This is a genomic window from Domibacillus indicus (assembly GCF_023715895.1).
Lineage (GTDB): Bacteria > Bacillota > Bacilli > Bacillales > Domibacillaceae > Domibacillus > Domibacillus indicus_A.
In genome coordinates, this window is sequence record NZ_JAMBOO010000013.1 from 60,366 (window position 1) to 86,372 (window position 26,007).

Consider the following 26,007-nt stretch of genomic DNA (forward strand, 5'->3'; position numbering starts at 1 on the left):
GAACATGAGTGTTTTATATACTGCTGATTGTATGTATGTAAATAATCAGTTTAAAAAAGACCAGGGCATCTATGTAATGGATGGAGTTATTAAAGAAATAGGATCAAAATACAAATTACTGGAAAAATATAAAGGGATCCAAACCGTTGACTGGAAAGGAAAAGCCCTTTTACCGGGTACAGTTAATGCCCATAATCATTCTTTTCAAAGCTTATTAAGAGGGATCGCCGTTGACCGCCCTTTTTTAGAGTGGCGTGACCAGGCGCTTTATCGTTATACACCATTCTTGGATGAGGAAGCTATTTACACAGGAGCATTATTTGCATTTGGGGAAATGTTAAAGTATGGAGTAACAACAGTAAGTGACTTCTTTTATGTTCATAATGGTGGAATAGCTACAGATGAAGCTGTTATTCAGGCTGCTAAGGATTTAGGAATTCGCCTCGTGTTTGCGCGTACAATGTATGACTGGGAAGGCGCTCCTGCCAGCTACCGTGAGACTGTCAGTGAGGCAGTAAGTAGAACAAGGCAATTAGCGATTAAATATCAGGGAGATCCTATGGTATCCATTCAGCCTGCACCGCACAGTCCGCATGCAGCATCACCAGAAATGATTCAAGCTGGCCATCGCTTAGCAAAAGAATTAGGTACACCATTCCACATTCATGTAGCCGAAGAAACATTTGAAGTGGATGAAACACTTGAAAAGTATGGACTGCGACCTGTTCACTATTTAGATTCACTGGGCGTAGTTGATGAAAGCATGATTGCTATCCATCTTGTTTGGCTGGACGACAGCGAAATCGAACTATTGGGACGTAAGAAAGCTTCTTTAGCTTATTGTCCATCAAGTAATATGTTTTTATCAGATGGTGTTACTCGTATTCCTGATTTGCTTCAAGCAGGCGTACGTGTTTCATTAGGATCAGATGGGGCATGCAGTAATAACCGAATCAGTATTTTTGAAGAAATGAGAATGTGCTCACTTCTCCAAAAAGTAACTCGTTTGGACGGTACATGCATAAATGCCAAGCAGGTGTATGATATGGGTACAAAAATAGGTTCTGAGTTACTGCAGCTTCCTACTGGAGAAATTCGAGAAGGAATGAAAGCAGACTTTGTGACGCTAGATTTAAATGACCTTTCCCTTTCACCTAAATCAGAATTGTTTGCAAATGTGGTGTATTCCCTTCAGCCCAATGCCATTGTAGACGTAATTGTAGATGGAAAGCTGATTGTAGAAAACCGAAAGATAACAACTATCCCCGAGAAAAGTATCGTAACTCGGGTTGACAGCTTAATGGAAAAGTGGAAAAGCGTAACCAACTAATTCCTTCTTTCTGCATTATTGTTCTAATAAAGAAAAGGGCTGAGTTTAAAGAATGATTAATAAAGATCGTTTAAGAGAAAGATTACTTGAGTTAGCGCAAATTGGCGGGAATGCCACAGATGGATGGACGAGGTTAGCATTTACCAAGGAAGACAAATTAGCCAGAGGCCTTGTTAAAGGTTACATGAGAGAAATGGGCCTTAAAATCACATGTGACAACGCCGGGAACATTATTGGAAGTTATGGGAACCCTACAAATAGTCCAGTTATCGCTATGGGTTCCCATATCGATACTGTACCAAACGGTGGAATGTTTGATGGAGCTTTGGGTGTTATTAGCGCATTAGAAGTAGCGCAAACGATTATTGAAAATAAATTAAATGTGAATTATCCCTTAGAAGTAATAATATTTGCGAATGAAGAAGGATCTAGATTTAACAATGGTTTAACAGGGAGCAGAGCTATTTGTGGAAGTTTCTCTCAAGAGGAATTGCAAATAGAAGACAATAACGGGATTTCATTTTATCAAGCAGTTCAAGAGATGGATCTAAACCCTGATAAAGTTTATGAAGCTAGAGCGTTTGAAAATAAATACAAGCATTTTCTTGAAATTCATATTGAACAAGGAATTGAACTAGAAAAAGAGCATAAAAGAATAGGTTTAGTGAATTCTGCAGCTGGCCAGGTAGTATTGAAATGCACAATATTCGGAAGACCGGATCATGCTGGAGCAATAAAAATGACACAAAGAAAAGATGCTCTCGTAGAGGCTTCAAAACTCATTACAGAAATTCAGCAGATATCTTTAAAAATGGGCGGTCATTTTGTTGCCACTGTAGGAAAATTAAATGTTTTCCCTAATAGCATTAATACTGTGCCTGGTAACGTTGAATTCTTTATTGATATACGAGACATATCTTCAGATAAGTTAAATCGGGGAATAGAGGTCATTAGCAATACTATTAGCAATATTTCGGGGGAATTCTCTTACTTCTTGGAAGAGGTTGAGAATGAATTACCTGCTTTTTTTTCAAGTAGACTTCTTGATTTAGGAAAAGAGATTTGCGAAAAGAAAAACTATCCATATAAAGTCCTTTCAAGCGGAGCTTGTCATGACGCTCAAGTAATGACAACTATTACAGATTCAGCTTTGTTTTTTATACCAAGTATTAACGGATTGAGTCACTGTCCAGAAGAAAATGTGCACTGGGAGGATGTATTTCTAGGAGCAGAATTTTTGTTGGAGATGGTTTTAAATGCTTCGGAATAATAAAAATACATAGTTATCAATTAATTAAGTTAAAGGTTGATCAGTTAATAGAGGGTGATAATTATATCTTGCTCATTTAGAATCATAAAAAGAGAAGATACTTCTGTAAAAACATGGGCCGGGGGGACAACAACTGAATTAGCAATTTTTCCTGAAAACGCAGATTATTATAAACAAAATTTCTCGTGGAGACTAAGTGTTGCAACAATTGACCAAGAAGAATCCTTATTTACTTCTTTGCCAGGTGTGCATAGAATCACCTTGATAACAGATGGTGAAATGTATTTGGAGCATGATGGACATTATAATAAATTTTTAAAAACTTTTGAGCAGGATGCTTATGCTGGGGAATGGATCACTCGGAGTAAAGGGAAAGTAAAGGATTTTAATATAATGTTAAAAAATAATTGTGAAGCGGAGGTAGAAAGCATTACGCTTGAAGCGGGTACACACAGGATTTTTTATGCTGAAAATAAATCTTCTTTTAATACAGTAACAGACTTTATTTATTGTTTGCAAAGGGAAGTTGTAATCAAAGTTTCCAAAACAAAATTATTAACCCTGCAGGAAGGAGATTTATTGCTAATAAATAGACAAATAAAAGAAAGATTGTATATTGATTTTTATAATAACAGCAATGAAAAATTGACAATAATTAAAGGTGAAATATTTATTTAATGTCAGGCTCTGTTAAGTAATTCTGTTGATATTTGCATCTCCTGAGCGAGCGTTCTGTAATAATGTCTCGATAATTTGAGCACGGCTAGCTTCTGTACCAATTTCATTTGATGCTTTTAATGTTTCAACAGCTTCCTTACAATGCAAATAAATCCGGTGATAAAACTGGAAAAGAAACAAAAGAAGCTACACCTGAAGTAGTTGAAGATGATCAATATATTAACTCCTTTTCCTCCTTTCACTTTTCGCATAAGGAAGTTGTAGAAAATGCATTAGAAGCTACTGTTGATTCTAGCAATAACCAAAACGGTGAAGAATTGATGTGTGGAGCTGAAAAATACCATTCATCCCGGATTGCACGAAAAGTGAAGTGTGTTGAAGTCAATCCAGAAGAGATGGAGAATTGGGTTCAACACATAAGCCTGGCCAAAAGAAAAAGCAGATGACGCGAATTGAATTCACCTCATTGTTGGAAATAAACGGCAAAAACAATTCGAGGTGTGCAGCTATGGCAAAAAAGAGGTCTGTACAAGGGATTGATTTGCTGTTTAATAAGCGTTTCATGCAAGCTGCAGCTTTACTATTGCTATTTTATTTTGTTATTCTGCCTTACTGGGAAATTATTGTGGCGATTTGCTTCTATGCAATCTTTATTTATGCGCTTTTACGTTCAAAGAGCCATGAAACGAAGAGGAACGAGGTCTTGGAAAAGGATATTGAAGAAATCGATGCAATGAATGGGTTGGATTTCGAGCAATATTTAGGGGCACTGTTTGAAGAAATGGGATACATGGTCAAATTCACACCTGCTTCTGGCGATTATGGAGCAGATTTGCTGCTCACTAAAGGGAACAGAACCATCGCTGTTCAAGCGAAGCGTTATAGCAGCACTGTGGGTGTTAAGGCAGTCCAGGAAGCGAGTGGGGCAAAAGGGTTTTATAAAACGAATGAAGCATGGGTGGTAACAAATAACTCGTTTACCAAAAACGCCTGTAACTTTGCTGAAAAGATTCAGGTAAGACTGATTGATCGGGACCAGCTGATTAACTTTATAGTAAGACATAAAAATAAGAAACTAGAAAAAGTTATGTCTCCAAAAGCCATAACTCCAACCGTTGGTGAAAATGATAAAGCCTAATAAAAAGGGGTGAGCACATCATGGTACTCATCCTTTTTCACATGCACATAAGGTGACTTACTTCATTTTTACAAAGTGATTATGCGTTAAAGCACACTTTTACGCGAAATTCATTTTGAACGCTAAACACCTTACTGGAATGGAGCAGCCCAATCTAATGTAGCTGCTTCATTTTTTTGACGAATAGAATTTCTAAACAAGCACTGATTTAGCCTTAAATTGTCTTGAACCGATTTACAAGAAGGATTTTTTGTCAAATCCGTCTTCACACAGTAATGAAAATTGCAGAATCTGTATTTTCAGTGATTCAACATGTAAGCAATGACAATTCTTTCTCAAAAGTATGGTATAGTGATTTTAAATATGAATTGATTGCTGCTGTGGAATGAAGGGTGGTGTACTGTGGAAAATAACTTATTTACTAATATTAAATACGCAAGAGTATATGAACAAATTGTGGAGCAAATTAGAGAACTGATTCAAGAAGGAAAGATACTTCCCGGTGAGAGGCTGCCTGGCGAGCGGGATCTTTCTTCTATGCTTGGATGCAGTAGAACTTCCTTAAGAGAAGCCCTTCGCGTATTAGAAGCTGAAGGAGTTGTGATTGCAAAACCAGGCGGTGGGCGTTATGTACAAAATGTCGACCAGCGTCTTGTAATGGAATACAGCTTTGATCCTGTAGATCTCATGAAAACAACATCCATTATTTATTTTTTAGAAGTCCGTGAAATGATTGAGCCTAACATTGCCGCGCTGGCTTGTGAGCGAGCTACTGAAGAAGATATATTAAAAATGGAAAAAGCATTGTTGAAAGTAGAAGCAGAACGAAAAGATATTGATGAAAAGCTGGTACGGGACAGCATGTTTCATTTAGCGCTGGCAGAAGCCACTCATAATTTCGTGCTTGTAACTACACTTGAAACAAATTTAAATATGCTTCAGCAGATACGGCTGAAAACATTGTTATCACCTGACAGGCTTGAACGTTCAACTGCAGAACACAGGGCTATTTTTGATGCAGTGAAAAGACGGAAACCAAAAGAAGCATCAGAAGCAATGGCTGCACATTTAAAACGATTACGAGAGAGCATTTTAAACAATCAGTAATCTATTTCTTTGACCCTATCGTTTAAAGATAGGGTTTTAATTTTGAAAAATATGTTGACGCTTTCAAAAAAGTGGTGCATAATTGCAATTAACCAAACCGGTCTGACCAGCAAACCATAAGACCAATTTAGACGGAGGGATAAATATGGCACAAAAAAACTTTGGGCCGTTAACAGGCTTGAAAATTATTGATGTCTCCAGCGTTATTGCTGCACCTTTTGCTGCCTGCCTGCTTGGAGATCTGGGAGCTGAAGTGATAAAGGTTGAGCTCCCTGGCAAAGGAGATGCTACAAGAGGACTCGGGCCTTGGAAAGGTGAAGAATCGTTAAGATGGCCCGGCCTTTCAAGAAACAAACGTTCTTTAACACTTGATATTCGTACAGAAGAAGGAAAAGAAATTTTTAAAGAACTAGTCAGAACAGCAGATGCAGTTATCGAAAATTTTCGTCCAGGTACATTGGAAAAATGGGGTCTGGGATACGAAGTCCTGAAAGAAGTAAACCCTAATATCGTTTTAACAAGACAATCTGGATATGGTCAGACAGGTCCTTATGCAGAGAAAGCAGGTTTTGGAACTCCGTGTACTGCTTTTTCAGGTTATACCTATTTACAGGGGTTTTCAGACAGGCCTCCTGTAAGCCCCGCTTTTTCGTTGTTGGATTATGTTTCGGGAATTTTTGTGGCTTTTGGTACTGTAAGCGCTCTCTACCATAGGGATAAAAATAATGCAGAAGGACAAGTCGTTGAATTAGGGTTATACGAAGCGATGTTCCGAATGATGGAGTTCCTCATTGCTGAGCATGATCAATTGGGGAAAGTAAGAGAAAGAAGCCCGATGTTAGCAGGGCATTCGAGTCCGGCAGGTACGTATCAGACCAAAGATGGCAAATGGGTGGTTCTTGTCTGCAGTACAGAAAAAACATGGACTAGGTTGGCAGAATCGATGGGAAGAGCAGATTTAATTGATGATCCACGTTATAAAACAAATATGGAACGGATGCAAAATGATGAAGATTTGCAAAAGATTGTGAAAGAGTTTATCGGGAGTCTTAATAATGATGAGCTTCTTGAAAAAATGGATACTGACGGCGTGCCAGTTTCCCCAATTCTAAGTATTGAAGATATTTTCAATAATCCACAGTACAAAGCGCGGGAAAACATTTTAGAAGTGGAACATCCCCGTCTTGGATCTGTAAAAGTGCCTGGCATCGTGCCAAAGTTTTCTGCTACTCCGGGCAAAATTAGACACCGCGCGCCTGATCTTGGTGAACATAACGAAGAAATTCTTAGAAATGAAATTGGGTTAACGGAAGAACAAATTGAACAATTATATGAAAAAGGAGTCATCTAACATGATAGAAAATACATTGATGCTTCCTAAAAAAGCGACAATTTGGGAAGTGTGCCCGCGAGATGGGTTTCAAATGGAACGTAAATGGATTCCAACGGAAGAAAAGATTCGCCTTATTCATCGTTTTGTTGATACAGGGATTAAGCATATTGAAGTTACTTCGTTTGTTCATCCAAAAGCCATTCCACAGCTGAAGGATGCAGAAGAGGTTGTAAAGAGCGTTCAAGATTTAACAGATGTAAAATTTCGTGCCTTAATTCCGAATGTGAGGGGAGCAGAACGAGCCATTGGTGCGGGTGTGAAAAAACTGAAATTGTTACTTTCTGCGACGGATTCTCACAGCTTGGCAAATTCTAATGCCACGGTAAAAGACGCGCAGGCAAAACTTCTTCCAATTGTTGATTTGGCCCATAAAAGCAATGTTGAAATCAGCGGATCAATCTCAGTTGCTTTCGGATGTCCTTTTGAAGGAAAAGTGCCTGTGGAACGATTGTTGTCAATCCTTGAAGACTACCGCAAAATGGGGGTAACTGAGATTTCTTTAGCGGATACAAGCGGTACAGGCGATCCGAAACTTATTTACGATGTTTTAGGTGTAATGAAACAGGAGTTTCCAGAATTCATATTTTCTATGCATCTTCATAATACAAGGGGGATGGCATTTGCGAATGCAGTAGCAGCACTCCAGCAGGGTGTTACCATTTTTGATAGTTCAGCAGCAGGTCTTGGAGGCTGCCCATATGCACCAAATGCGGCAGGCAATATTGCCTCTGAAGATCTCGTTCATGCCTTTCATGAAATGGGTATTGAGACGAGAATTGATTTAGATAAATTGCTTGAGGCGGCAAAAGAGGTAAAGAAAACAATTGGACATGACGGAGGAAGCTTTCTGTTGAAAGCTGGTCCAAATTCACAGCTCCACTGTAAACCAGCAGGACAAGAAAAACTGGGATAAGAAAAGGTTTAGAGAGCCTTTTCTTATCCACTCAATGAAAGCGCTATCTAAAAAGGAGTGAAGCAAATGCTAACATTTTTAGGGTTTTTAATGATCGTAGTTTTTATGTATTTAATTATGAGTAATAAAATGAACGCTCTGCATGCGCTTATATTAATTCCAGCTGTATTTGCTCTTTTTGCAGGTTTCACAGATGTAGGCGACATGATTATAAGTGGAGCTGAAACGGTAGCTTCAACTGCCATCATGGTGACTTTCGCTATATTGTATTTTGGAACGTTGATTGATGCAGGAATGTTTGATCCATTAGTTAACAAAGTGGTTAAAATTTCAAAAGGTGACCCTCTAAAAATAACGGTTGGAACGGCTATTCTTTCTTTGCTGGTCGGTTTAGATGGAGATGGAACGATTACGTATCTAATTGTTGTCACAGCATTTTTACCCCTCTATGAACGTTTAGGCATGAATAAACTGATCCTCGCTTGTTTACCTGCAATGTCGATGGGGATTATGAATGTTCTTCCTTGGGGCGGTCCGACTGCACGTGTTATGTCTGTTTTTAATTATGAAGCAATGACAGTTCTTGCTCCGCTGATTCCTTCCATTATCGCAGCGGCTCTTTATGTATTAGGTCTGGGTGTTTTCTTTGGCTTGAAAGAAAGAAAAAGACTGGGCATTCAAAAGATTCCTGTCGATCATGAGGTAGAAGATGAAATGGCAGCAACAACTGTGACGGTGTCAGCTGAATCATTAAAAAGACCTAAGCTATTTTGGTTTAATTTGTTTATCACCATTTTATTGGTTGTAGGGTTATTAACAGCTGTTCTTCCATTACCTGCTTTATTCATGCTTGGATACGTTATCGTGACCATTGTCAATTATCCAAATTTAAGCGATCAAAAAGCAAGAATAGAAGCACACGCAGGAAATGTTTTGACTGTTGTTTCACTTATATTTGCTGGAGGAGCATTCGCCGGTATATTAGAAGGTACTGGAATGGTAGATGCCATGGCAACCTCTATGGTCAAAGTGATTCCTGATTTCCTTGCTCCGCAGCTTCCATTAATTGTGGGTTTAACGAGCATGCCATTCACTTTCTTTATGGCAAATGACCCTTACTATTTTGGTATTGTTCCTATTCTGGCTGAAACTGCTTCACAAGTTGGAATCGATAAGCTGGAAATTGCACAAGCATCACTTCTTGGACAGCCTCTTCATTTGTTAAGCCCGCTTGTTGGCTCTGTTTATGTATTAATCGGACTTGTTGGTGTAAGTTTCCGTGATCATATTAAATTCTCTACTAAATACGCTGCTGGCAGTGCTCTTGTCATGATAGTGGTTGGTATTATTACAGGTGCGTTGTCCATTTAATTGAATACTGTTTTATAAAGTTAACTAAGCAGAACACACACCTTTTTAGAAAATTTTACACTCTTTTGACAAGAGGCAGCTTTCAAGAAATTTGAAAGCTGTTTTTTAGTGTCCGGCTTGTCTGCTCGTTTCAAAAACGATCGTTTTTGGGATATTTTTATGAACAGCTTCTTTTAGCTAAGATCCTATTATTTTTGTGTCTCAAAACATTGCTCAAAATCTATGTCTCGTTAATCACCTGTTATGTGCAGAAACTCGTCCTTTTCTGAACACAGCCGTTCGGTTCTCAAAAGGGCGTTTTTTTATTGCTTTTTCTGTAACAAAATCCTGTTCATTATTCTATGTTCAATAACTTGTGTCTCAATGGAGTTACGAAATTTGAAGATGTTCAGGTGCTCAAGTTTCTTTGTAACATAGCGGCGACTTATCACTGGCTTGGCTATCCATTCAAGGCAATGGATTATATAAAGAAGAAGCTTGAAAACCCTGTTATGTCAGGATTTTCAAGTCTAAAACTGATATAAATAAATTTTTATATTAATATATATTTATATAAAAATTCATAATAAGACAGACGCTTTCCATAAACACTCTTCCTCACTTATTTAATTATTTTCTATAATTAATCGAATCAATTCCTGAATAAGTGATTGTCAATTTCACTGTGGGGATCTAAAAAGTCTAAAAAAAGAAGGAGCAATAACAGTCTTCATGCTGTTATTGCTCCTTTTGTATATTAAGCATTTAATTTCATGGGGATTATGGCGTTTCTTTTCACCACATTCAATGTCCGCGGCTTTCCCTGTTCCCAAGTAACGTATCCAGAGGCCTTTAAACGGTCAAGATGGCCCTTTACGGTTGAAGAAGACTTTAATTCAACCGCGTCACCTATTTCACGAATAGACGGGGGATAGTTTTTGGCACTGACATAGTCATCTATAAACTGAAGCATTTTTTCCTGGCGTGTAGACAGTTGTTTAAGCATAAGCCTTTCTCCTTTGCTGTGCTTTTCCTGCTGCTAAAATGTTGGACCGCTTAAATTTCCGCATTTGTTGTCTCTTCAAGCAGTAAGCGTGGATGTGAATGTCATCTATTTTCCTTACAATGATACTTCAATCCGTGATTGTATGATCATCGGCCATGTACATAAGTGATATGGGTTCTTTTTGTTCCATCAATATGTTAAACAATCCATTCATTTTAACAGCGTCCTCTTCACAATCTCATTATACCGAACAAATGTTCATAATTCAATAAAAAAACGAACATATTTTCGTTAAAAAGAGGCATAATAAAAAAAGTTTTCATTGTCAGCAGGAATATTTGTTCTTATACTGAATTATATAGTATATACGAACATATATTCTCTTTGAAAGGAGTTATCTTGGATGAAGAAATTGTATAACGATCGGGGAATGATGAAATGGCAGGGGCTCATCTTAGCCGAGCATGCTGAAATGATGGAAAGAGACAAAAGCAAACCGGTAAAAACGAAAATTTTATTTGATGAACAGCAATTGGAGGAATTCGACCGGATTATCCAAAGCTCACTCCATCTTGAAAGAGAAGTTATGTTTAAGATGAATACCTTCGGTGATCATGACCTGCTGCAGGTAAAGGGGATTGTCTCGGAATTTTGCCGGCTGCCCGGCCAGTATCCATATATAAAGCTGAAAGGGTACAGTTCCAAGTTTCGATTAGATGAAATGGTGTCTATTTCATTTGCCGCGGGAGACGATGAATATGGTGACACCAATTGAGGATGAGCATCTGCCGCGCCGGGATGTATTTTGCATTGACGTGAAATCCTTCTTTGCCAGTGTAGAGGCTGTGCGCCGCAGGATGCATCCACTGCATGCCTATGTGATCGTGATCGCCAATAAAGAACGGGCCGGTTCTGTGGTGCTGGCTGCCTCACCACGGGTAAAAAAAGAATTCGGTATTAAGACAGGGTCACGGAATTATGAAATACCGAAAGATCCGCGCTTAATTATTGTCGAACCCTCTATGGCGCTTTATCTAAAGGTAAATAAGATGATCCTGGATATTTTCCGCCGCTTTGTAGCAGAAGAAGACCTCCATTCCTATTCCATAGATGAAGCGTTTCTGGATGTAACGGCTTCAAAAAGGCTGTTTGGCGACAAATTCACGATAGCCCGCACCATTCAGCGTACGGTTTGGCAGGAACTGCGCCTGGTTGTCACCATAGGGATTGGCGACAATCCTCTGCTTGCTAAGCTGTCACTGGATAACGAAGGGAAAAACGCCCCTAATGGGATCTCTTACTGGTCCTATGAAGATGTGCCAGCTAAGGTTTGGGCGATTGACCCTATCACAGATATGTGGGGAATTTCTCATGGCTACGCCAGGGCTCTTTACAATATAGGGATTGAATCGGTAAAAGATCTTGCTCACGCGGATAAGTGGAAACTAAAGCAAAAGTTTGGCGTGCTAGGACAGCAAATGTATTACCACGCTTGGGGAATTGATTATAGCATCCTATCCGAGAAGATAGGACCTCGTGAAAAATCCTATTCTAAAGGGCAGATTCTGTTAAGGGATTATTATAAGGAAGATGAGGTTACCATCGTTATAAAAGAAATGACAGAGGATGTTGCGATGCGTCTGCGCCAGCATACTGCAGCGGGGATTGCGCTTGGCATATCTTACAGCCGCGATATTGAGGACCGCGGCTTTCGGCATCAAATATTGCTTCCAAGAGGCACAAATAAGACAGCTGAACTATGTGAGCATTTTGTTCGGCTGTTTAAAAAGTATTGGGACGGACAGCCGGTACGCCAGATTCATGTAGTGTGCAGTAGATTACAGCCTGCAGTACATGAACAAATAGATTTATTTACGCCCCCTGAACTGGATGAAAGACGTCATGTTCTAGATGAAACAATCGATCAAATACGTGACCGTTTTGGTAAAAAAGCAATCTTTCATGCGTACAGCCTAATGAAAGGCGGTACTTATCTTCAACGAGCCGGTCATATTGGAGGGCACAGAGGGACTTCTTACTAATTTTACATAAGGGTACTAGCATTTTAGCTAGCACCTTCTTTTGTTCGTTACATACAATTATATTTGCTATAGAAATCCTCCGTAACCTTTTTCCAAAAAGGCCTGTACAGATCGAAAATCAAAAACACGACAGCCCTTAACCTTCCTCCTTCCCACCTCCGCGAAACACCAGCGCCTTGGCATTCGACGGCTCCGGAAAAGTGGAACGGAACCAGAAAAAAGATCTTGCCACGTTTTCAACCAGCAAAGTCTATCATGTGGATTTATCCTTTTCTTATAATATCGGAGCCCGTTATTTTATCCGGGCTTTTCAAAAATGCATTTGGGGTTTCCGAAGGAAGCTCAGTCAGCTGATGTTGTACCGTATTCAAAATAAGGGATGCTCCATCAAAATCTTTGATTTAGGTGGAGGGGTTCACAAAGGAAGAAAGATGGTTTTTAGATTATTAGATGAAACAGCAATTAGAAAAATCTAAAATAGGGTAAAAAATAAAACGGAACAGTACGATAATAAGTGTATCCGATGGTATTTTTTGGATTGATATTTATTATTCTATAGCAATTTGCAGGCAGAGGGGAGGAAGTCATTCAATTGTTTTTTCAAAAGGTGTTAGATCAGCTGTCTGATATGTTGTTCATTGTGGAGATAGAAGAAAGAGCCGTTTTTCGCTATGTCTTTGCTAACCAAACGGGTTGTAACCAATTAGGATTATCACTTAAACAAATAGCAGGTAAAACGATAGAAGAGGTCTTTCATAATCAACCAGAAAGGGAAGCTTTGATTTCGGAACAATATAAAAGAATTATCGAAAAAAGAGAATCAGTAACGTACCGAGATCAGTTTCCTGGACCAGACGGCGAGACAGTGTATTCGGAAACCCGGCTGGATCCTTTGTTCAATGAAAGAGGAGAGCTTGCCCATATTGTCGCCGTCGTCCGGGATATCACCAAGTTTGTTCGTCAGCAGGAAGAACTGATAAGGAAAAATGACCGGCTGCAAGAAGCAGAGCATCATTGGCAGTCATTAATCGAAAACAATACTGATGGCGTGTTGTTTATAAACAAAGAGAGGGAATTAATTCGCGTTAACCAGGTATTTCGAAATATGCTGGGGATCTCATCGGATCTGGAAATGCGCGAACTAAGAGAGATGATGATTCAGATGTTTGGACCAAAAGAACTGGAGAAAATCTACAGCCTGCGGCGCCTTGTTTTACAAGGCCGCTCACAGGAATATGAATCTTATTTTTTTCGACAAGACGGCTGCCAGATCGATCTGCAGGTAAAAGAGGTGCCCGTTATCATTAAGGGTGAAATACAGGGACTCTATGCATTTGTGAAGGACATTACGGAGCAAAAACGTGTTGAAAAAGAACTGCGTGAAAGTGAGGAGCGGTATCGTTCGTTAGTTGACCATAATCAAGATGCGGTCTGGTCCCTTGATTTAGAAGGAAATTTTACAAGCGTAAATCCTGCTTTTGAAAAAACAATTGGAAGAAGGCTAGAGATTGCAAAAAAACCGAACTTAAGAGATTTTGAAGAAGAGTTTGTTACCCCTTTTGAAGACGTTCTTCAACGCTACGAAGAAGCCAAGCAGGGCAAAAGCGCAGAATATAATGTATCCCTGTATCGTTTGAATAAAGAAGTTGTTCATTTAAGCTTCACAAACGTCCCGATTTATGTAGAAGGAAAAATCATAGGGGTTTATGGAATTGGCAAAGATGTCACGGAAGAAGTAAACGCAAAAAAAGCGTTGCATGAAAGCGAAAAGCAGTACCGCTTAATTGCAGAAAATATGAATGATCTGATTGCCGTGTTTAATCTTGAAGGCATCATCACATATGCATCGCCTTCTTACCAGCCTGTTTTAGGCGTGAAGCCGGAAGAGTATGTGGGGCAGCCCGCTATTTCCCTTATCCATGGAGAGGATCAGCCGGAAATTGTATCTCGGTTTGCAAAAGCCGTGAAGCACCAGAGCCCTTATACAGTCGAATTCAGAAAAAAAGGCCGCTTAGGAGAGTGGCTGTATTTTGAAACGGTCTGTATGCCGATATGGAATGAACAAAGCCTGTTAGAAGGCTTTGTCGGCATTTCCCGTAACATTAATGAACGAAAGTATTACGAAGAAAAACTTGAGCACATGGCTTTTTATGACCCGCTGACAGACGTGCCAAACCGCCGTTTATTCGAGAAACTAGCTAATCAAGCTATAAAGGAAGCTGCACGGAGCAGGCAGAAGGCGAGCGTCATGTATTTGGACTTAGATAAATTTAAATTGATCAACGATACACTTGGCCACGATGTAGGCGATGAACTGCTCATGCAATTTACAGACCGGCTGAAAGGCAGCTTGCGTAAAATGGATGTTTTGGCGCGAATGGGAGGCGATGAGTTTACTATTCTTCTTCCTAACACGGATAGGACTGTTGCCGAAGAGGTTGCCGGCAGGCTCCTCCAGGCGATTGGGCAGCCATATCAGGTTAAAGGTCACCTATTCACAACAACATCCAGTATCGGAATTGCCTTTTATCCTCAGCACGGTCAAACGGTAGAAGAGCTGATCCAGCAGGCGGATGAAGCGATGTACAGGGCTAAACAGGGAGGGAGAAACGGCTTTATATTAGCTGATTAATCCAAGGCTGGCTATATTCTAGTTTATAGAAGGCTGGTATAACCAAAACAGAATTCATAGCAGCATCGGGGATCAAATTAGAAGATCAGTTTAAGGCTTAACTTTTTTTGCATCTCGCACTGTAATTATTTTGAATTTTTTGCACTGATGAAAACATTTCAAAGGAAAAATTCGATAAGCTTTTACAAATTAATTTTGGTAGTATAGTAACAAGGAAAGATAGCAATAAAAGGTATTTTCTAAAGTGAGGTGGAAGTGTATGCAGCTCGTTCGAAATGCAGAGATCCTTAAATACAGTCTGATTCTGGGAGCGGTTACAGCCCTGTATAATATACTAACTAATTTGCATCATCCCTATTCAATCATATCCGCAACGACCGCGGCGGTTTTGATTGGCGGCTATATCGGTGCTGTGATCAGCAAAAACAAACAGCTTCTTGTAGAAAATAAAGCAAGGCAAGCAGAAATTCAGGAAAATCTTGACCAGTTAAAACAGCAGCAAGAAGACTTAAATGCACTTTTCTACAATCACAGCTCATGGATCTGGTCAATAGATGTAGAAAATCAGATGATGAAAGTATCCACGGGTATTGAAAGAATGCTGGGATATGATGCGGAAGAGTTTGAAAGGGACTACGAATTTTGGATAAAAAAGACCTATCCGGAGGATATAGAAATTGTAAATAAGCATTACCAGCGCCTTTTGAGTGGTGCCCATTCGGAAGCCAAGTGGCGCATTTATCACAAGGACGGTAGCATCATTTGGATCAAGGTGATGGGGCATCCCATAAAAAATGAGAACGGGAAAGTGGTTCGGCTTCTAGGAGTGGCAAATGATTTGACGAAAGCCATTGAAATGGAAAAGCAGCTGCACCAAGTATCCTTTACCGATTCTTTAACAGGACTGCCCAATCGGCTATCCTTTAATAAACGAATGGAAGAATGGCTGAAAGCACAAACCGATAAAGACAATATGGCTATTCTTTATGTGAACATTGACCGGCTGAAAGTGATTAATAATATGCTTGGCTTTAAAGCAGGTGATCTTGTTCTTCAAATTATCGCAAAGCGGCTTCAGGATATCCTCCAGCCATCTGATTACATTGCCCGGTACGGCGGAGATGAATTTATTATAGCACTGCCGTACACCGAAAAAGCGAACGTAAAAACTTTTGTACACAATATGATGGCACAGCTGGCGCTCCCATTTGAACTGGAGAATCAAGAGGTGGATGTAACGGTAAGTGCGGGTATGGTGCTTTTTCCAGAGCACGGTACAACTTTAAATAGCTTAATGTCCAAAGCTAGTGTAGCCCTTCATCAGGCAAAGCAGCGGGGAAAAAATAGAGTGCGGTTTTATGAGCTGGAAGACGAGGCGCTTGTGAAAAGAAAACTCTATATTGAATTGGCGTTAAAAAGGGCGATTGATGCAGATGAGTTTGAACTTTATTATCAGCCTAAAATTGATTTATCAACAAAAGAAGTAGAGGGGGTAGAGGCTTTACTTCGATGGGAGCATCCTGCTCTTGGCTTCGTGTCTCCTGCAGAGTTTATCCCTATTGCAGAGGAGTCTGGCCAAATGCTTGCTATTGGAAAATGGGTGGTCCAGGAGGCTGTCAACCAGGCTGGAAAATGGGAAGAGGAAGGGAAACCCATTAAGGTTGCCATTAATGTATCAAATCTTCAATTTGAGGATCCCGATTTTCTCAATCACCTTCGCTTTACACTCGAACAGCATAGACTTTCGCCGCATTTACTGGGTGTGGAACTGACAGAGAGTATGCTTCAAAATACACAAACTATTTCACCTATTTTGTTTGAACTGCGGCAAATGGGTATCCACACTTATGTTGATGATTTTGGCACGGGTTATTCGTCATTAAGCATGCTGAAAACCCTGCCGATCGATTTCATTAAAATAGATAAATCCTTTATCGATGAAATCACTGATCACTCAGGTTATTCAACGCTTGTCAAAACGATTATTGATATGGGGGAAAGTTTGGGATTTGGCCTTGTAGCGGAAGGAATTGAAACCCAGAGGCAAGCGGATTTTCTTTTGAAGAATGGTTGTACGCTGGGACAAGGATACGTTTTTGCCAAACCGATGTCTGTCCAATCGTTTGAGCAATTTTACAAATCAAAGAAGCTTCTCATGTGAATGTCAATTTCACTGTTGGGATCTAAAAAGTTTAAAAGAGAAGAGCAAGAACAGTTTCATACTGCTCTTGCTCCTTTTATTTATTAAGCATTTAATTTCATTGGGATTATTGCGTTTCTTTTCAATACATTCAATGTCTGCGGCTTTCCCTGTTCCCAGGTTACATATACGGACGCCTTTAAACGATCAAGAAATATCCTCATTATATAGTATCGGAGGATACCTTCTTTGTAGTCAACACTTCTAAAGCATCTTTTACATCTTTCGCAAATCGGATTGGTTTTTCAATTTTTTCAAAATGGATATACATCAGCCTTGGATCCTCAAACAACCAATGATTATGAAAGCCTGTCACAATAATGTCATGTTCGAGAAGCTCACTAATGAATGGGTTAAGCTCTTCTTGCAGGATCACCGTTTCCCCACTGCAAAGGGCCCTCCCATCTGAAGATAACGATTCAAAGGCGAACATTTGTGGAATCAATAAAAATGACGTTCCTTGCCTTCCTAGAACCTGAGGCATAATATTTGTACGAGATTTCATTACAATACAAGCCCCGTTTTCAAATGTATGCATGCTGCCATCTAAGATTCGATTGAACTCCTCACAAAGTTCTTCTCCCCGTCTATTCGATGTTCTTTGTTTTCCTCGGGAACCTCCAATATTGCGAGTAGTTAAAACGTTGAGAGCTCTTCTTACTTTTCTGGCAAAAGATAAAGGTTCATCAAGAGATTCAAAATGCATATACATCAATCGCGGATTTTCAAACAACCAGTGATTGTGAAGGGCGGTTACAATGATTCCCTCTTCACGCAGCCTCGCCATAAATCGGTTTGCTTCCTCCTGTAGGAGGACAGTTTCACCAAGACACAATGCCTTTCCGTTTTCATCAAGGTTTTCAAAAGAATATGCCTGAGGCACAAACATAAAAGAATTAGCTCTTCGGCCTAGTACAACCGGGTGAATATTTGTCCGGGATCTTGTTGCAGTACAAACGCCGTTAATGACAGAGGGAGCTGCCCCTAGAATTTCCGCAAATTTCCCACAAAGGTCATCAGGGCGAATATTGTCCATGTTATCCAATTGCAAACCATCTCCCAAGTACAATTTTCTGTTCATTTTATTCAACAAGGTACATGAGGGTTCTGGATATATCGTATTTCCACTGCTTTCATTTTTACTTCTGCTGGATAACTCACTCTCGTGCTCAAATAAAAACACCTCCAAGTTGATTTGTTTAGGTAATTACATTCCCGTTTTTCAACTTAAAGGTGTTTTTTATTTGTCTCACTCTATGGGGTCAGTCCCGGCTTTAAAATGAAGGTTCTTTTTTTCATCTTTTTTGGTTTTTATCATCCCCCTGAACGTTTGTTCTATACCTAATTATACCATTTTAGCAATAGAGCGTTCAAGGAAAAAGAATGACTGAAAGAGCAACGATTCATCCCCCACTTAGCAAGCTTGAAGTGGGGGTGTTCTCGCCGAAGATGATAAAAAAGCGGAATCTTATACAACATAAATAATGTTATAGTACATTGAGGGACCAACGAAAAAACAGGCAGGACGCACCTTCAACGGTTGGTATGAATACATTACTCTACGTGTATTCGCATGGGCTAACGTGCTGAGCTGCGTGCAGCCGAATGTGCCCTCGGATGGCCAATGAATGTATAAGATCCTGCATACGGAACTAAGCCTTATTTGCGTCAATTTACGCAAATAAGGCTTTTTACGTTTCGGAGCAGGACTCTCTCGATGCTGACGAGACGAAACAACTTATTATTCTCTTTATAAAAAAGATTATCAGTGTAGGCAAAGGCTTAATCCAATACGTTTCTCTGCTCATCCCCTGTAACATAGATTCAATTTTTATAGATTAATTCTGAGATATTGATTTATATAATTGTTTCGCTATCCTTTTGTAAAAGAGGTGAAAGAGTATGGGATTTTTCGGCGGTTATGGCGGTGGTTACGGAGGTGGTTACGGAGGCGGCTACAGCGGTGGATTTGCGCTGATTGTAGTGTTGTTCATTCTTTTAATCATCATTGGCGCTTCATTCAAAGGCGGCTACGGCAGCGAGTGCTGATTTAAATGACCCGGCGCCATTTTAGCAATCTCCCGGAGTTCTCAATCGCTTAAAAATGGCGCTCTTGTCATGCGACAGCTTCCGTAACTTTTTTATGTATTTGTTTTAACTTCTCGCCAAAGTAGGGATAACAATAATCTTGGCAGGCCAGCCACTTTCAACTCATTCTACATACTATCTGCTCTTTGCTGCGGATCTTCCGCGGCCTTTTTTATGCGTAGCGCCCGTCGCGGTATTAGCCTGTAGTGAACTTCTACATCAAAACCTTTGATTAGGTGGAGAGGTTTACTATCATAAGACAATGGGATTATCTTATGATTTTCTGTTTGCTTAAAGATAAAAGAAAAACAACGGCCGATCGGCCGCTGCTTTCTTAATTAAAATTCAATCAATAACATATAATCTATTAAGAAGGCTCGTTATTAATGAATATCTCTCTTTTTGAAGCGTCCTCCACGAACCTCTGTAACATCTCCTACTGCTAAAAAAGCGTTTGGATCTAACTCTTCCACAATTCCTTAAAGAATAAGAAGTTGATGAATCGTAGAAGAAATTTAGCAAAGCAAGTGATAATTATAGAAAATGAACAGTTAAGTAACGATTGTTAGCAATCATGACGATAAACTATCCGCATATCAAAGGTTCAGCATATTCTATTTGAAGGAGAGATTAGCTGTTTGAAAGCAAAGAAGAGTAGCAAAAAAAGATAAGGGAGTGAGGTCTTTCTTCCTTATTAGTATAAAAAAGTTCTGAACACTTTTCTAAATATCTGCTTGTTGAAAGCTGATCATTTTACAGACCTTACGAGCGGCAAAGCCCACTCCTTCGGGTGTGGGCTGATAGTGAGGTCGAACCGGGCATGCCTTCGGACATGTCAAAGAATTAAGAACGTAAACTACAAGGACAGTGTGCATTACTTTCTCGAATTATATATAATATTGAAAATAGCTGTCTAAAAACAAGATATTTTTGCATTTCTCAAATTTCCCTTGAAGGAGAGTTGAATTATGGCTAGAGTGTTAAAATCGAAAAAAGATATTGAACAACTTTCAATGGGTTTTCCTCAAATTGCTTTTTACGATGAACAAGGAAACAAGCATTACTTGGTTTTTGAAGACAAGCAGAGAAATGGACAGTGGACGCTGATGTTCAATCAACACACGAAGGCATGGACCATTCATGGAAAGGGTGAAACCTATTGCGATCCAGATGAACAGCTGCTGGAACCGGCAGAAATGGTTCGGTTTATCTGGAAGAACCGTGGCTCTGTTAATAAAGCTTTGCGTCAGAAAGCGGAATCCGATAGTGAAACAGCATAATACATAGAGGTGCATGCCTCATTATTCCTTTTAACTTTGTGTTAGCTTTTTTCTTCTGTTGTATTCGTCCTTACTGTGTTTGTATACATCAAGCTTCGTTTGTTTTCGTATGTATATAAATAGGCACACAAAGAAGAATGGAGAGAGATAACATGGGCTATTTGGAACAATTCGTAAGAAACAAAAGAAGAAAGAAGCCTTCAACCGTTTTAACTGCCCGCTTGTCAGACAGCCTATATGAAGACTTTAAAGGGCAAGGTAATCTTCATAAGCGAAGCTATTTATCTCCTGGTAGAACGCAAAATTACCGCTAATTCATATGAAATAAAAAATCTTCCTGACCTACACGAAAAGTCAGGAAGATTTTTTCATTTACCTTTTAAAAATGTACATTGTTTCACTTACGGCTATTCTGTGTATCATACTCGCTCTTTAAACCTTTGAGCAGAGAGAAGGACATGAGAATCAAGATAATAGCAAATGGGAGAGCGGCTGCGAGAGATGCAGATTGCAGGACGTTTAGTCCGCCAGCGAAAAGCAATACAGCTGCTACAGCCGATTGAATAATGCCCCATGTTACTTTGATTCTGTTGGAAGGGTTCAATGTGCCGCCTTCACTCAGCATTCCCAACACAAAGGTTGCAGTATCGGCAACTGTTATATAGTAAATGGCTACAACGGTAAAACCGATGACGCTTAACAGAGAACCTAATGGAAGCTGGTCAAAGAATGTAAAGATAGACAAATCTACGTTATTTGCGATGGATGTTGCCAGGTCATTGTTTCCTTGTACAAGATCCAGCGCAGAGCCGCCAAAAATAGACATCCACAAGCATGTTCCAAGGGTTGGAACAATCAACACGCCAATAACAAACTCCCTGACGGTGCGTCCTCTTGAAACGCGTGCGATAAACATACCGACGAATGGTGCCCAGGCGATCCACCATGCCCAGTAGAATAATGTCCAGGAGGCAATCCAGCCGTCTCCTTCACTAAATGGTGTTAGTCTTAAGCTTAGATGCAGAAAATCACTAAGATAAAGGCCAGTTGTATTAAAGAAGACTTTAACAATAGTCAAGGTAGGACCGACAATCAAAACCAGCAGCATAATCAAAAAGGATAGGATCATAGCGCCATTAGATAAGTATTGGATCCCTTTATCTAACCCCGTATTGATTGAAATGATAAAAATGACCGTTGCAACAGCAATAACAATCAGCTGCACGAATAATTCATTCGGAACTCCGAATATGTGATGCATTCCGGCCGTTATCTGCATGGCACCAAGGCCTAAAGAGGTTGCGATACCGAAGACCGTTGCGAAAATGGACAGGATATCAATTGTTTTTCCGATCGGTCCATAAATTCTGTCACCCAATACAGGATAGAATGCGGAACTAATCGCTGCTGGAAGCTTTTTGTTGTATTGGAAAAAGGCAAGTGCCAACCCAATTACAGTGTAGATCGCCCATGGATCTAAACCCCAGTGGAAGAATGTATATTTCATTGCGGTATTGGCTGCTTCAGCTGTAAACCCTTCCCCAGTGGGAGGATTTGTATAATGGGTTACTGGTTCGGCAACACTCCAGTAAACAATCCCAACTCCCATTCCAGCTCCAAACAGCATAGCAAGCCAAGATCCGGTGTTAAAATCCGGCTTGTCTGTTTTTTTACCAAGACGGATACTGCCGTATTTAGAGAAGAGTATATAGATGGAGAAGATTACAAAGAATAGAGTCGCACCAAGATAAACCCATCCAAAGTAGTCAATTGCCCCAGTATAGATGATATTAGTTACATCAGCGAGACTGTCTTTAAAAAAGACGCCCCAAATAATAAAGATTAGCGTGATTAATAAAGAAATAATAAAAACAGTATTACCAGTCTGTTTTTTACTGCCCATAGAAACCTCCTAATAGTTAACAGGCCTTAATCTCAGCGTGTGAGATTAATCATACATCGAGAAGATGATAAACAACTTCCCATTTATCTGCGTCCGATAACTCATCCAGCGGAACTTCTAAACCGCCTCCAAGATATATCGTTTGGCCCTTGATTGCGATAACCATCGCTTCCAATAACTCATCGTCGCCTTTCTTTCGATAAATGCTTCCTACTCTTGGCAGCTGCTCAATGCTGGTGGTAATGACAGGACCGAGCGCGCTGTCATCTAAGTTCTCCGCATCCACACCTTCCATGTTCTGGTAATCTATAGGGTTACTGCCATCAGCACGGCCAGGTTCCATTACAAGGTATTCGTAATGCTTGAGCCCGTGGGAATTATTCGTAGTGACCCCATTTTTATCTGACGATTCCACTACATCAATTTCATTCAACGAGTATGTGTCCAAGGAATCGGGCTTCGGATTATGTATTAAAACATGATCGCCTTCCTCAGCAGTCCTTTTGCTAAGCGTATAAACATGACGATTGAATACAAAGCTGTCATGTTCCTTTGGTTTGTATTTTTCTACACTCGCTGCCGTCGTTAACACCTGTGTTAAATCCCTCAGTCTGATCGCATGAACGGATTGCTTATACATCTGTTTAACCCCGTATATCCGGTGTAGCTCATTGTTATGATATACAAGCTGTCCTTTTCTTATTTGATAAAGTTTCACGGAAAATTCTCCCTTCAAGCTTATTTCTTAAGTCAGGATTATAAAAACATGAGGATTGGACAGTCTCCATCATCATTAGGGTCTCTTTATACAAGAAAATTATGAGGTATAAATGCAATAGGTATATACATTATGAAAAACCGAGAGAGCTGTAGTATTTTACGCTCATTACAATACACTTACATAACCCGAAAAAGCAGCGAAATAAACCTTCTAACGCTGATTATTATCAACAACTTAACATAGAAGGTAACCAGAGAACAGCGTGCCGTTTATTTAATCCCATTCCGCTGCAATAATATCCACATCTGATCTGCCATCAGCTGCGGAGACTGCGGCATCTCGTTAATTATCCAATTCTCCACAGTACCAACAAAAGCCAGCGCCATAAAATCGACAATTAATGCCTTATCCATGTTCTGGTTGACCCCGCCCATATCAACCATATCCTGTATAACAGACGTAATAACTAATAGCATCCGTTCACGGAATGTAGGAGTTCTTCGATTTGATAACAAAGAAAAGAACAAAGAGAAATTTTCCTCCACACCCTGCTCCACGAACTTAGAAAAACCAGAAGAGTTAAACATTCCGCTTAAATGGTCATCAATGCATTGAGCCAGCAGAGCATATTTATCCGTATAATGCAGATAAAAAGTCCCCCGATTCACATCCGCTCGCTCCGTAATATCATTAATGGTAACAGTCAACCAAGGAACCTATGTGATCGTGATTGCCCACAAAGAACGGTCTGGTTCTGTTGTATTGGCTGCCTCACCACGAGTAAAAAAAGAATTCGGCATTAAGACAGGATCACGGAATTATGAAATACCGAAAGATCCAAGTTTAATCATTGTTGAACCCTCTATGGCTCTTTATCTAAAAGTAAATAATGATCCTGGATATTTTTCGGCGCTTTGTAGCAGAAGAAGATCTGCACTGCTATTCCATAGATGAAGCGTTTCTTGATATAACAGCCTCAAAAAGGCTCTTTGGCAGATAAATTCACGATAGCCCGTACCATTCAGCGTACGGTTTGGCAGGAGCTGCGCCTGGTTGTCACCATAGGGATTGGCGACAATCCTCTGCTTGCGAAGCTGGTACTTGATAATGAAGGGAAAAACGCGCCGAATGGGATTTCTTACTGGTCATATGAAGATGTCCCAACGAAGGTTTGGGCGATCATATACACCTGTCGTCACATGTATGTACCAGTATTTAAAAAGCAAAAAGGGAGACGATAACATAAGCCGCTTGGAACAATTCGCAAGAAACAATAGAAGAAAAGAACCTTCAACGGTCCTCACTGCCCGCCTTCCAGACAGCCTCTACAACGACTTTAAAGAGTATTGCGATGACTTGGAACTTTCTATGAGTGAAGCCATTTATCTCCTGATAGAATGCGAAATCACCGTTAATCCAAAAGCGGCGAAAGAACCTGCAGCATACATAAATGAACACACCAAAGAAGAAGATGTAGTTGCTATAAATACAAAGCCTGTTATCAAACATACAGTGAAAATGAAGAGGAATACAAAACGATTTACCGTCAAATAATGGGAAGTGGACAGGGAGCTGCCATGCCCAATCTGCAGTTCCTGGTCTAATGCTACCAACTTCTCAAAGCATGCAAGGAAGCACAACACCAATACCCAGCGATTTTTACAAATGAGGAATGAATTAAAAAGAAAATTATGGTATTTTATTTACAGGAGTCTATTCAACTAAAGGTGCAGTTTAGTTAAAGAAAACCTATCTAATCATTCATTTTTAGGTGATTCGCTAATAAACTTTTTAAAATTATATAAAAAAATCTACACATTGCTTTTTTATATAAAAAAATCTATAATTAAATGGAATTTAAAAAATGAGGTAGTTAGACATGGAAGAAATTAAGAAAGTATTAGAGAGTTTTATCCCTATAGCAAAATCTACTGCAAAAATGTTTGGACCAAACTGTGAAGTCGTTATTCATGATTTGACGAACCCTCAAGCATCTGTAATGTTTACAGTAAATAACCATGTTACAGGAAGAGAAATCGGTCAATCATTTGATCACCTAGTGAAGACTGTATTACAATCAGAAGATTTTAAAGAAGATTATCTTGCAGGTTATACATTTGTAACAGAAGATAAGCGTACTATTCGTTCTTCGACTTCATTAATACGTGATTCCAAGCAAAAAGTGATTGGTGCTTTCTGCATAAATTTTGATGTTGAAGCACTGAATCAAATGCAACAATTTATGAATACTTTTCTTTCTACACAAGTTGAAGTTCAAGAGAATGAAACAAAATCAGATGATGATATTGAAAATGTTGAAGGAATAGTGGATCAATTGATTCAACAAATCATTCAAAACAGTGTTCATCCAGTCATGAAACGCCATGAAAAGATTGAATTAATAAGATTTATGGACGAAAAAGGCATTTTTTTAATGAAAGGATCTGTTGAGAAGGTCGCATCTTTGTTAGGCATTTCCAAAGTAACAGTTTATAGTTATTTGGATGAAATCAAAAATAAATCAAGTTAAGGAGAATCAAATGAAAAGCATCTTTGAAGTAAGAAATTTAAAATCAAATGGACACTATGCATTAGCAACAGTTCATCAGAACACTGTCTATGTATCAGGGCAATTTGCCATTAATCCAGAAACCTGTGAAAAGAAATTTGGCACCATTGAAGAAGAAACATTACAGGCACTTAAGAACGTGGAAATGATTGTAGAAGCAGCTGGAAGTAAAAAAGAACAAATTTTGCGTATGACATTATATATTCCGGATGTGAAATTATGGGACGAAGTAGATGCTGTTTATAAGGAATTTTTCGGTGAACATAAACCAGCTCGTACCATTGTACCAACTAATGAATTACATTTTGGATTCAAAATTGAAATTGATGCCATTGCCTATATTTAGGTATATTTTTTTACCTGTTTCATATAAAAAAGTCTAATTTA

The 26,007-nt window shown here is 39.5% G+C and carries 25 protein-coding genes and 2 pseudogenes; 21 read left to right on the forward strand and 6 right to left on the reverse strand.

The window, feature by feature from the left end; all coding sequences use genetic code 11:
- The first annotated feature begins 4 nt into the window (after nucleotides 1-4).
- The 9 genes from M3221_RS16690 (at nucleotide 5) to M3221_RS16730 (ending at nucleotide 9,200) form a co-directional block, all read left to right on the forward strand.
- Nucleotides 5-1,330 carry an amidohydrolase family protein gene (locus M3221_RS16690; RefSeq protein WP_251272858.1) on the forward strand — a complete coding sequence of 442 codons (1,326 nt, stop codon included), beginning with the start codon at nucleotides 5-7 and terminating at the stop codon, nucleotides 1,328-1,330.
- A 52-nt stretch (nucleotides 1,331-1,382) separates the two neighbouring features.
- Entirely contained in the window at nucleotides 1,383-2,600 is a 1,218-nt protein-coding gene (locus M3221_RS16695; protein WP_251272859.1) for a M20 family metallo-hydrolase, read from the forward strand.
- 54 nt (nucleotides 2,601-2,654) lie between these two features.
- Entirely contained in the window at nucleotides 2,655-3,278 is a 624-nt protein-coding gene (locus M3221_RS16700) for a HutD/Ves family protein (RefSeq protein ID WP_251272860.1), read from the forward strand.
- A 119-nt stretch (nucleotides 3,279-3,397) separates the two neighbouring features.
- Nucleotides 3,398-3,724 (forward strand): hypothetical protein, encoded by a 327-nt coding sequence (locus tag M3221_RS16705; protein ID WP_251272861.1) that lies wholly within the window; start codon nucleotides 3,398-3,400, stop codon nucleotides 3,722-3,724.
- Entirely contained in the window at nucleotides 3,682-4,416 is a 735-nt protein-coding gene (locus M3221_RS16710; protein ID WP_251272862.1) for a restriction endonuclease, read from the forward strand. The genes M3221_RS16705 and M3221_RS16710 overlap by 43 nt, the downstream gene beginning before the upstream one ends.
- 402 nt (nucleotides 4,417-4,818) lie before the next feature.
- Nucleotides 4,819-5,523 carry a FadR/GntR family transcriptional regulator gene (locus M3221_RS16715; RefSeq protein ID WP_251272863.1) on the forward strand — a complete coding sequence of 235 codons (705 nt, stop codon included), beginning with the start codon at nucleotides 4,819-4,821 and terminating at the stop codon, nucleotides 5,521-5,523.
- 145 nt (nucleotides 5,524-5,668) lie between these two features.
- Nucleotides 5,669-6,874: a CaiB/BaiF CoA transferase family protein gene (locus tag M3221_RS16720; RefSeq protein WP_251272864.1), complete on the forward strand. Its 1,206-nt coding sequence runs from the start codon at nucleotides 5,669-5,671 to the stop codon at nucleotides 6,872-6,874.
- Nucleotide 6,875: 1 nt separating this feature from the next.
- Complete coding sequence (locus tag M3221_RS16725) at nucleotides 6,876-7,829, forward strand: hydroxymethylglutaryl-CoA lyase (protein ID WP_251272865.1); 954 nt, start codon at nucleotides 6,876-6,878, stop codon at nucleotides 7,827-7,829.
- Nucleotides 7,830-7,895: 66 nt separating this feature from the next.
- A complete protein-coding gene (locus M3221_RS16730) occupies nucleotides 7,896-9,200 on the forward strand; it encodes a CitMHS family transporter (RefSeq protein WP_251272866.1) in 1,305 nt (434 codons plus the stop codon).
- Between the two features lie 736 nt (nucleotides 9,201-9,936).
- Here M3221_RS16730 and M3221_RS16735 read toward each other — a convergent pair.
- Nucleotides 9,937-10,185: a LexA family protein gene (locus M3221_RS16735; RefSeq protein WP_251272867.1), complete on the reverse strand. Its 249-nt coding sequence runs from the start codon at nucleotides 10,183-10,185 to the stop codon at nucleotides 9,937-9,939.
- 403 nt (nucleotides 10,186-10,588) lie between these two features.
- Here M3221_RS16735 and M3221_RS16740 point away from each other — a divergent pair, with 403 nt between their 5' ends.
- The 4 genes from M3221_RS16740 (at nucleotide 10,589) to M3221_RS16755 (ending at nucleotide 17,020) form a co-directional block, all read left to right on the forward strand.
- Nucleotides 10,589-10,960, forward strand: a complete 372-nt coding sequence (locus M3221_RS16740) for a YolD-like family protein (protein WP_251272868.1) — start codon at nucleotides 10,589-10,591, stop codon at nucleotides 10,958-10,960.
- Nucleotides 10,944-12,227 (forward strand): Y-family DNA polymerase, encoded by a 1,284-nt coding sequence (locus tag M3221_RS16745; protein ID WP_251272869.1) that lies wholly within the window; start codon nucleotides 10,944-10,946, stop codon nucleotides 12,225-12,227. Before M3221_RS16740 ends, M3221_RS16745 begins: the two co-directional genes overlap by 17 nt.
- Nucleotides 12,228-12,819: 592 nt before the next feature.
- Nucleotides 12,820-14,859: a PAS domain S-box protein gene (locus tag M3221_RS16750; RefSeq protein ID WP_251272870.1), complete on the forward strand. Its 2,040-nt coding sequence runs from the start codon at nucleotides 12,820-12,822 to the stop codon at nucleotides 14,857-14,859.
- Between the two features lie 259 nt (nucleotides 14,860-15,118).
- Nucleotides 15,119-17,020, forward strand: a complete 1,902-nt coding sequence (locus tag M3221_RS16755) for a putative bifunctional diguanylate cyclase/phosphodiesterase (protein WP_251272871.1) — start codon at nucleotides 15,119-15,121, stop codon at nucleotides 17,018-17,020.
- A 202-nt stretch (nucleotides 17,021-17,222) separates the two neighbouring features.
- Here M3221_RS16755 and M3221_RS16760 read toward each other — a convergent pair whose 3' ends face one another.
- A complete protein-coding gene (locus tag M3221_RS16760; protein ID WP_251272898.1) occupies nucleotides 17,223-18,095 on the reverse strand; it encodes a DUF1259 domain-containing protein in 873 nt (290 codons plus the stop codon).
- Nucleotides 18,096-19,012: 917 nt separating this feature from the next.
- Here M3221_RS16760 and M3221_RS16765 point away from each other — a divergent pair.
- Nucleotides 19,013-19,108 (forward strand): annotated as a pseudogene (locus tag M3221_RS16765) (YjcZ family sporulation protein); the annotation flags it as partial.
- 422 nt (nucleotides 19,109-19,530) lie between these two features.
- On the opposite strand, the pseudogene M3221_RS16770 reads toward M3221_RS16765, so the two are convergent.
- Nucleotides 19,531-19,623, reverse strand: a pseudogene (locus tag M3221_RS16770) (DUF2179 domain-containing protein); the annotation flags it as partial.
- 492 nt (nucleotides 19,624-20,115) lie between these two features.
- On the opposite strand from M3221_RS16770, the gene M3221_RS16775 reads away from it, so the two are divergent.
- Both M3221_RS16775 and M3221_RS16780 read left to right on the forward strand, forming a co-directional pair.
- Nucleotides 20,116-20,427: a hypothetical protein gene (locus tag M3221_RS16775; protein WP_251272872.1), complete on the forward strand. Its 312-nt coding sequence runs from the start codon at nucleotides 20,116-20,118 to the stop codon at nucleotides 20,425-20,427.
- Nucleotides 20,428-20,579: 152 nt separating this feature from the next.
- Nucleotides 20,580-20,741 carry a hypothetical protein gene (locus tag M3221_RS16780; protein WP_251272873.1) on the forward strand — a complete coding sequence of 54 codons (162 nt, stop codon included), beginning with the start codon at nucleotides 20,580-20,582 and terminating at the stop codon, nucleotides 20,739-20,741.
- 83 nt (nucleotides 20,742-20,824) lie between these two features.
- Here the strand turns inward: M3221_RS16780 and M3221_RS16785 are convergent, their stop codons facing one another.
- The 3 genes from M3221_RS16785 to M3221_RS16795 all read right to left on the reverse strand — a co-directional run bounded on the left by M3221_RS16785 (nucleotide 20,825) and on the right by M3221_RS16795 (nucleotide 23,758).
- Entirely contained in the window at nucleotides 20,825-22,330 is a 1,506-nt protein-coding gene (locus M3221_RS16785; protein ID WP_251272874.1) for a glycine betaine uptake BCCT transporter, read from the reverse strand.
- 49 nt (nucleotides 22,331-22,379) lie between these two features.
- Nucleotides 22,380-23,048 (reverse strand): hypothetical protein, encoded by a 669-nt coding sequence (locus M3221_RS16790; RefSeq protein WP_251272875.1) that lies wholly within the window; start codon nucleotides 23,046-23,048, stop codon nucleotides 22,380-22,382.
- A gap of 272 nt (nucleotides 23,049-23,320) precedes the next feature.
- A complete protein-coding gene (locus M3221_RS16795) occupies nucleotides 23,321-23,758 on the reverse strand; it encodes a TetR/AcrR family transcriptional regulator (RefSeq protein ID WP_251272876.1) in 438 nt (145 codons plus the stop codon).
- Between M3221_RS16795 and M3221_RS26870 the strand changes: the two genes are divergently transcribed.
- The 5 genes from M3221_RS26870 (at nucleotide 23,745) to M3221_RS16815 (ending at nucleotide 25,966) form a co-directional block, all read left to right on the forward strand.
- The gene (locus M3221_RS26870; protein ID WP_396120297.1) at nucleotides 23,745-24,005 is read left to right on the forward strand and encodes a Y-family DNA polymerase; all 261 of its coding nucleotides are present in this window, start codon (nucleotides 23,745-23,747) and stop codon (nucleotides 24,003-24,005) included. The genes M3221_RS16795 and M3221_RS26870 overlap by 14 nt on opposite strands.
- A 35-nt stretch (nucleotides 24,006-24,040) precedes the next feature.
- The gene (locus M3221_RS16800) at nucleotides 24,041-24,292 is read left to right on the forward strand and encodes a Y-family DNA polymerase (RefSeq protein WP_251272877.1); all 252 of its coding nucleotides are present in this window, start codon (nucleotides 24,041-24,043) and stop codon (nucleotides 24,290-24,292) included.
- A complete protein-coding gene (locus M3221_RS16805) occupies nucleotides 24,255-24,605 on the forward strand; it encodes a hypothetical protein (RefSeq protein ID WP_251272878.1) in 351 nt (116 codons plus the stop codon). Before M3221_RS16800 ends, M3221_RS16805 begins: the two co-directional genes overlap by 38 nt.
- Nucleotides 24,606-24,930: 325 nt before the next feature.
- Nucleotides 24,931-25,581, forward strand: coding sequence for a helix-turn-helix transcriptional regulator (locus M3221_RS16810; protein ID WP_251272879.1), 651 nt, complete (start codon nucleotides 24,931-24,933; stop codon nucleotides 25,579-25,581).
- Between the two features lie 10 nt (nucleotides 25,582-25,591).
- Nucleotides 25,592-25,966: a RidA family protein gene (locus M3221_RS16815; protein WP_251272880.1), complete on the forward strand. Its 375-nt coding sequence runs from the start codon at nucleotides 25,592-25,594 to the stop codon at nucleotides 25,964-25,966.
- Nucleotides 25,967-26,007: the final 41 nt, after the last annotated feature.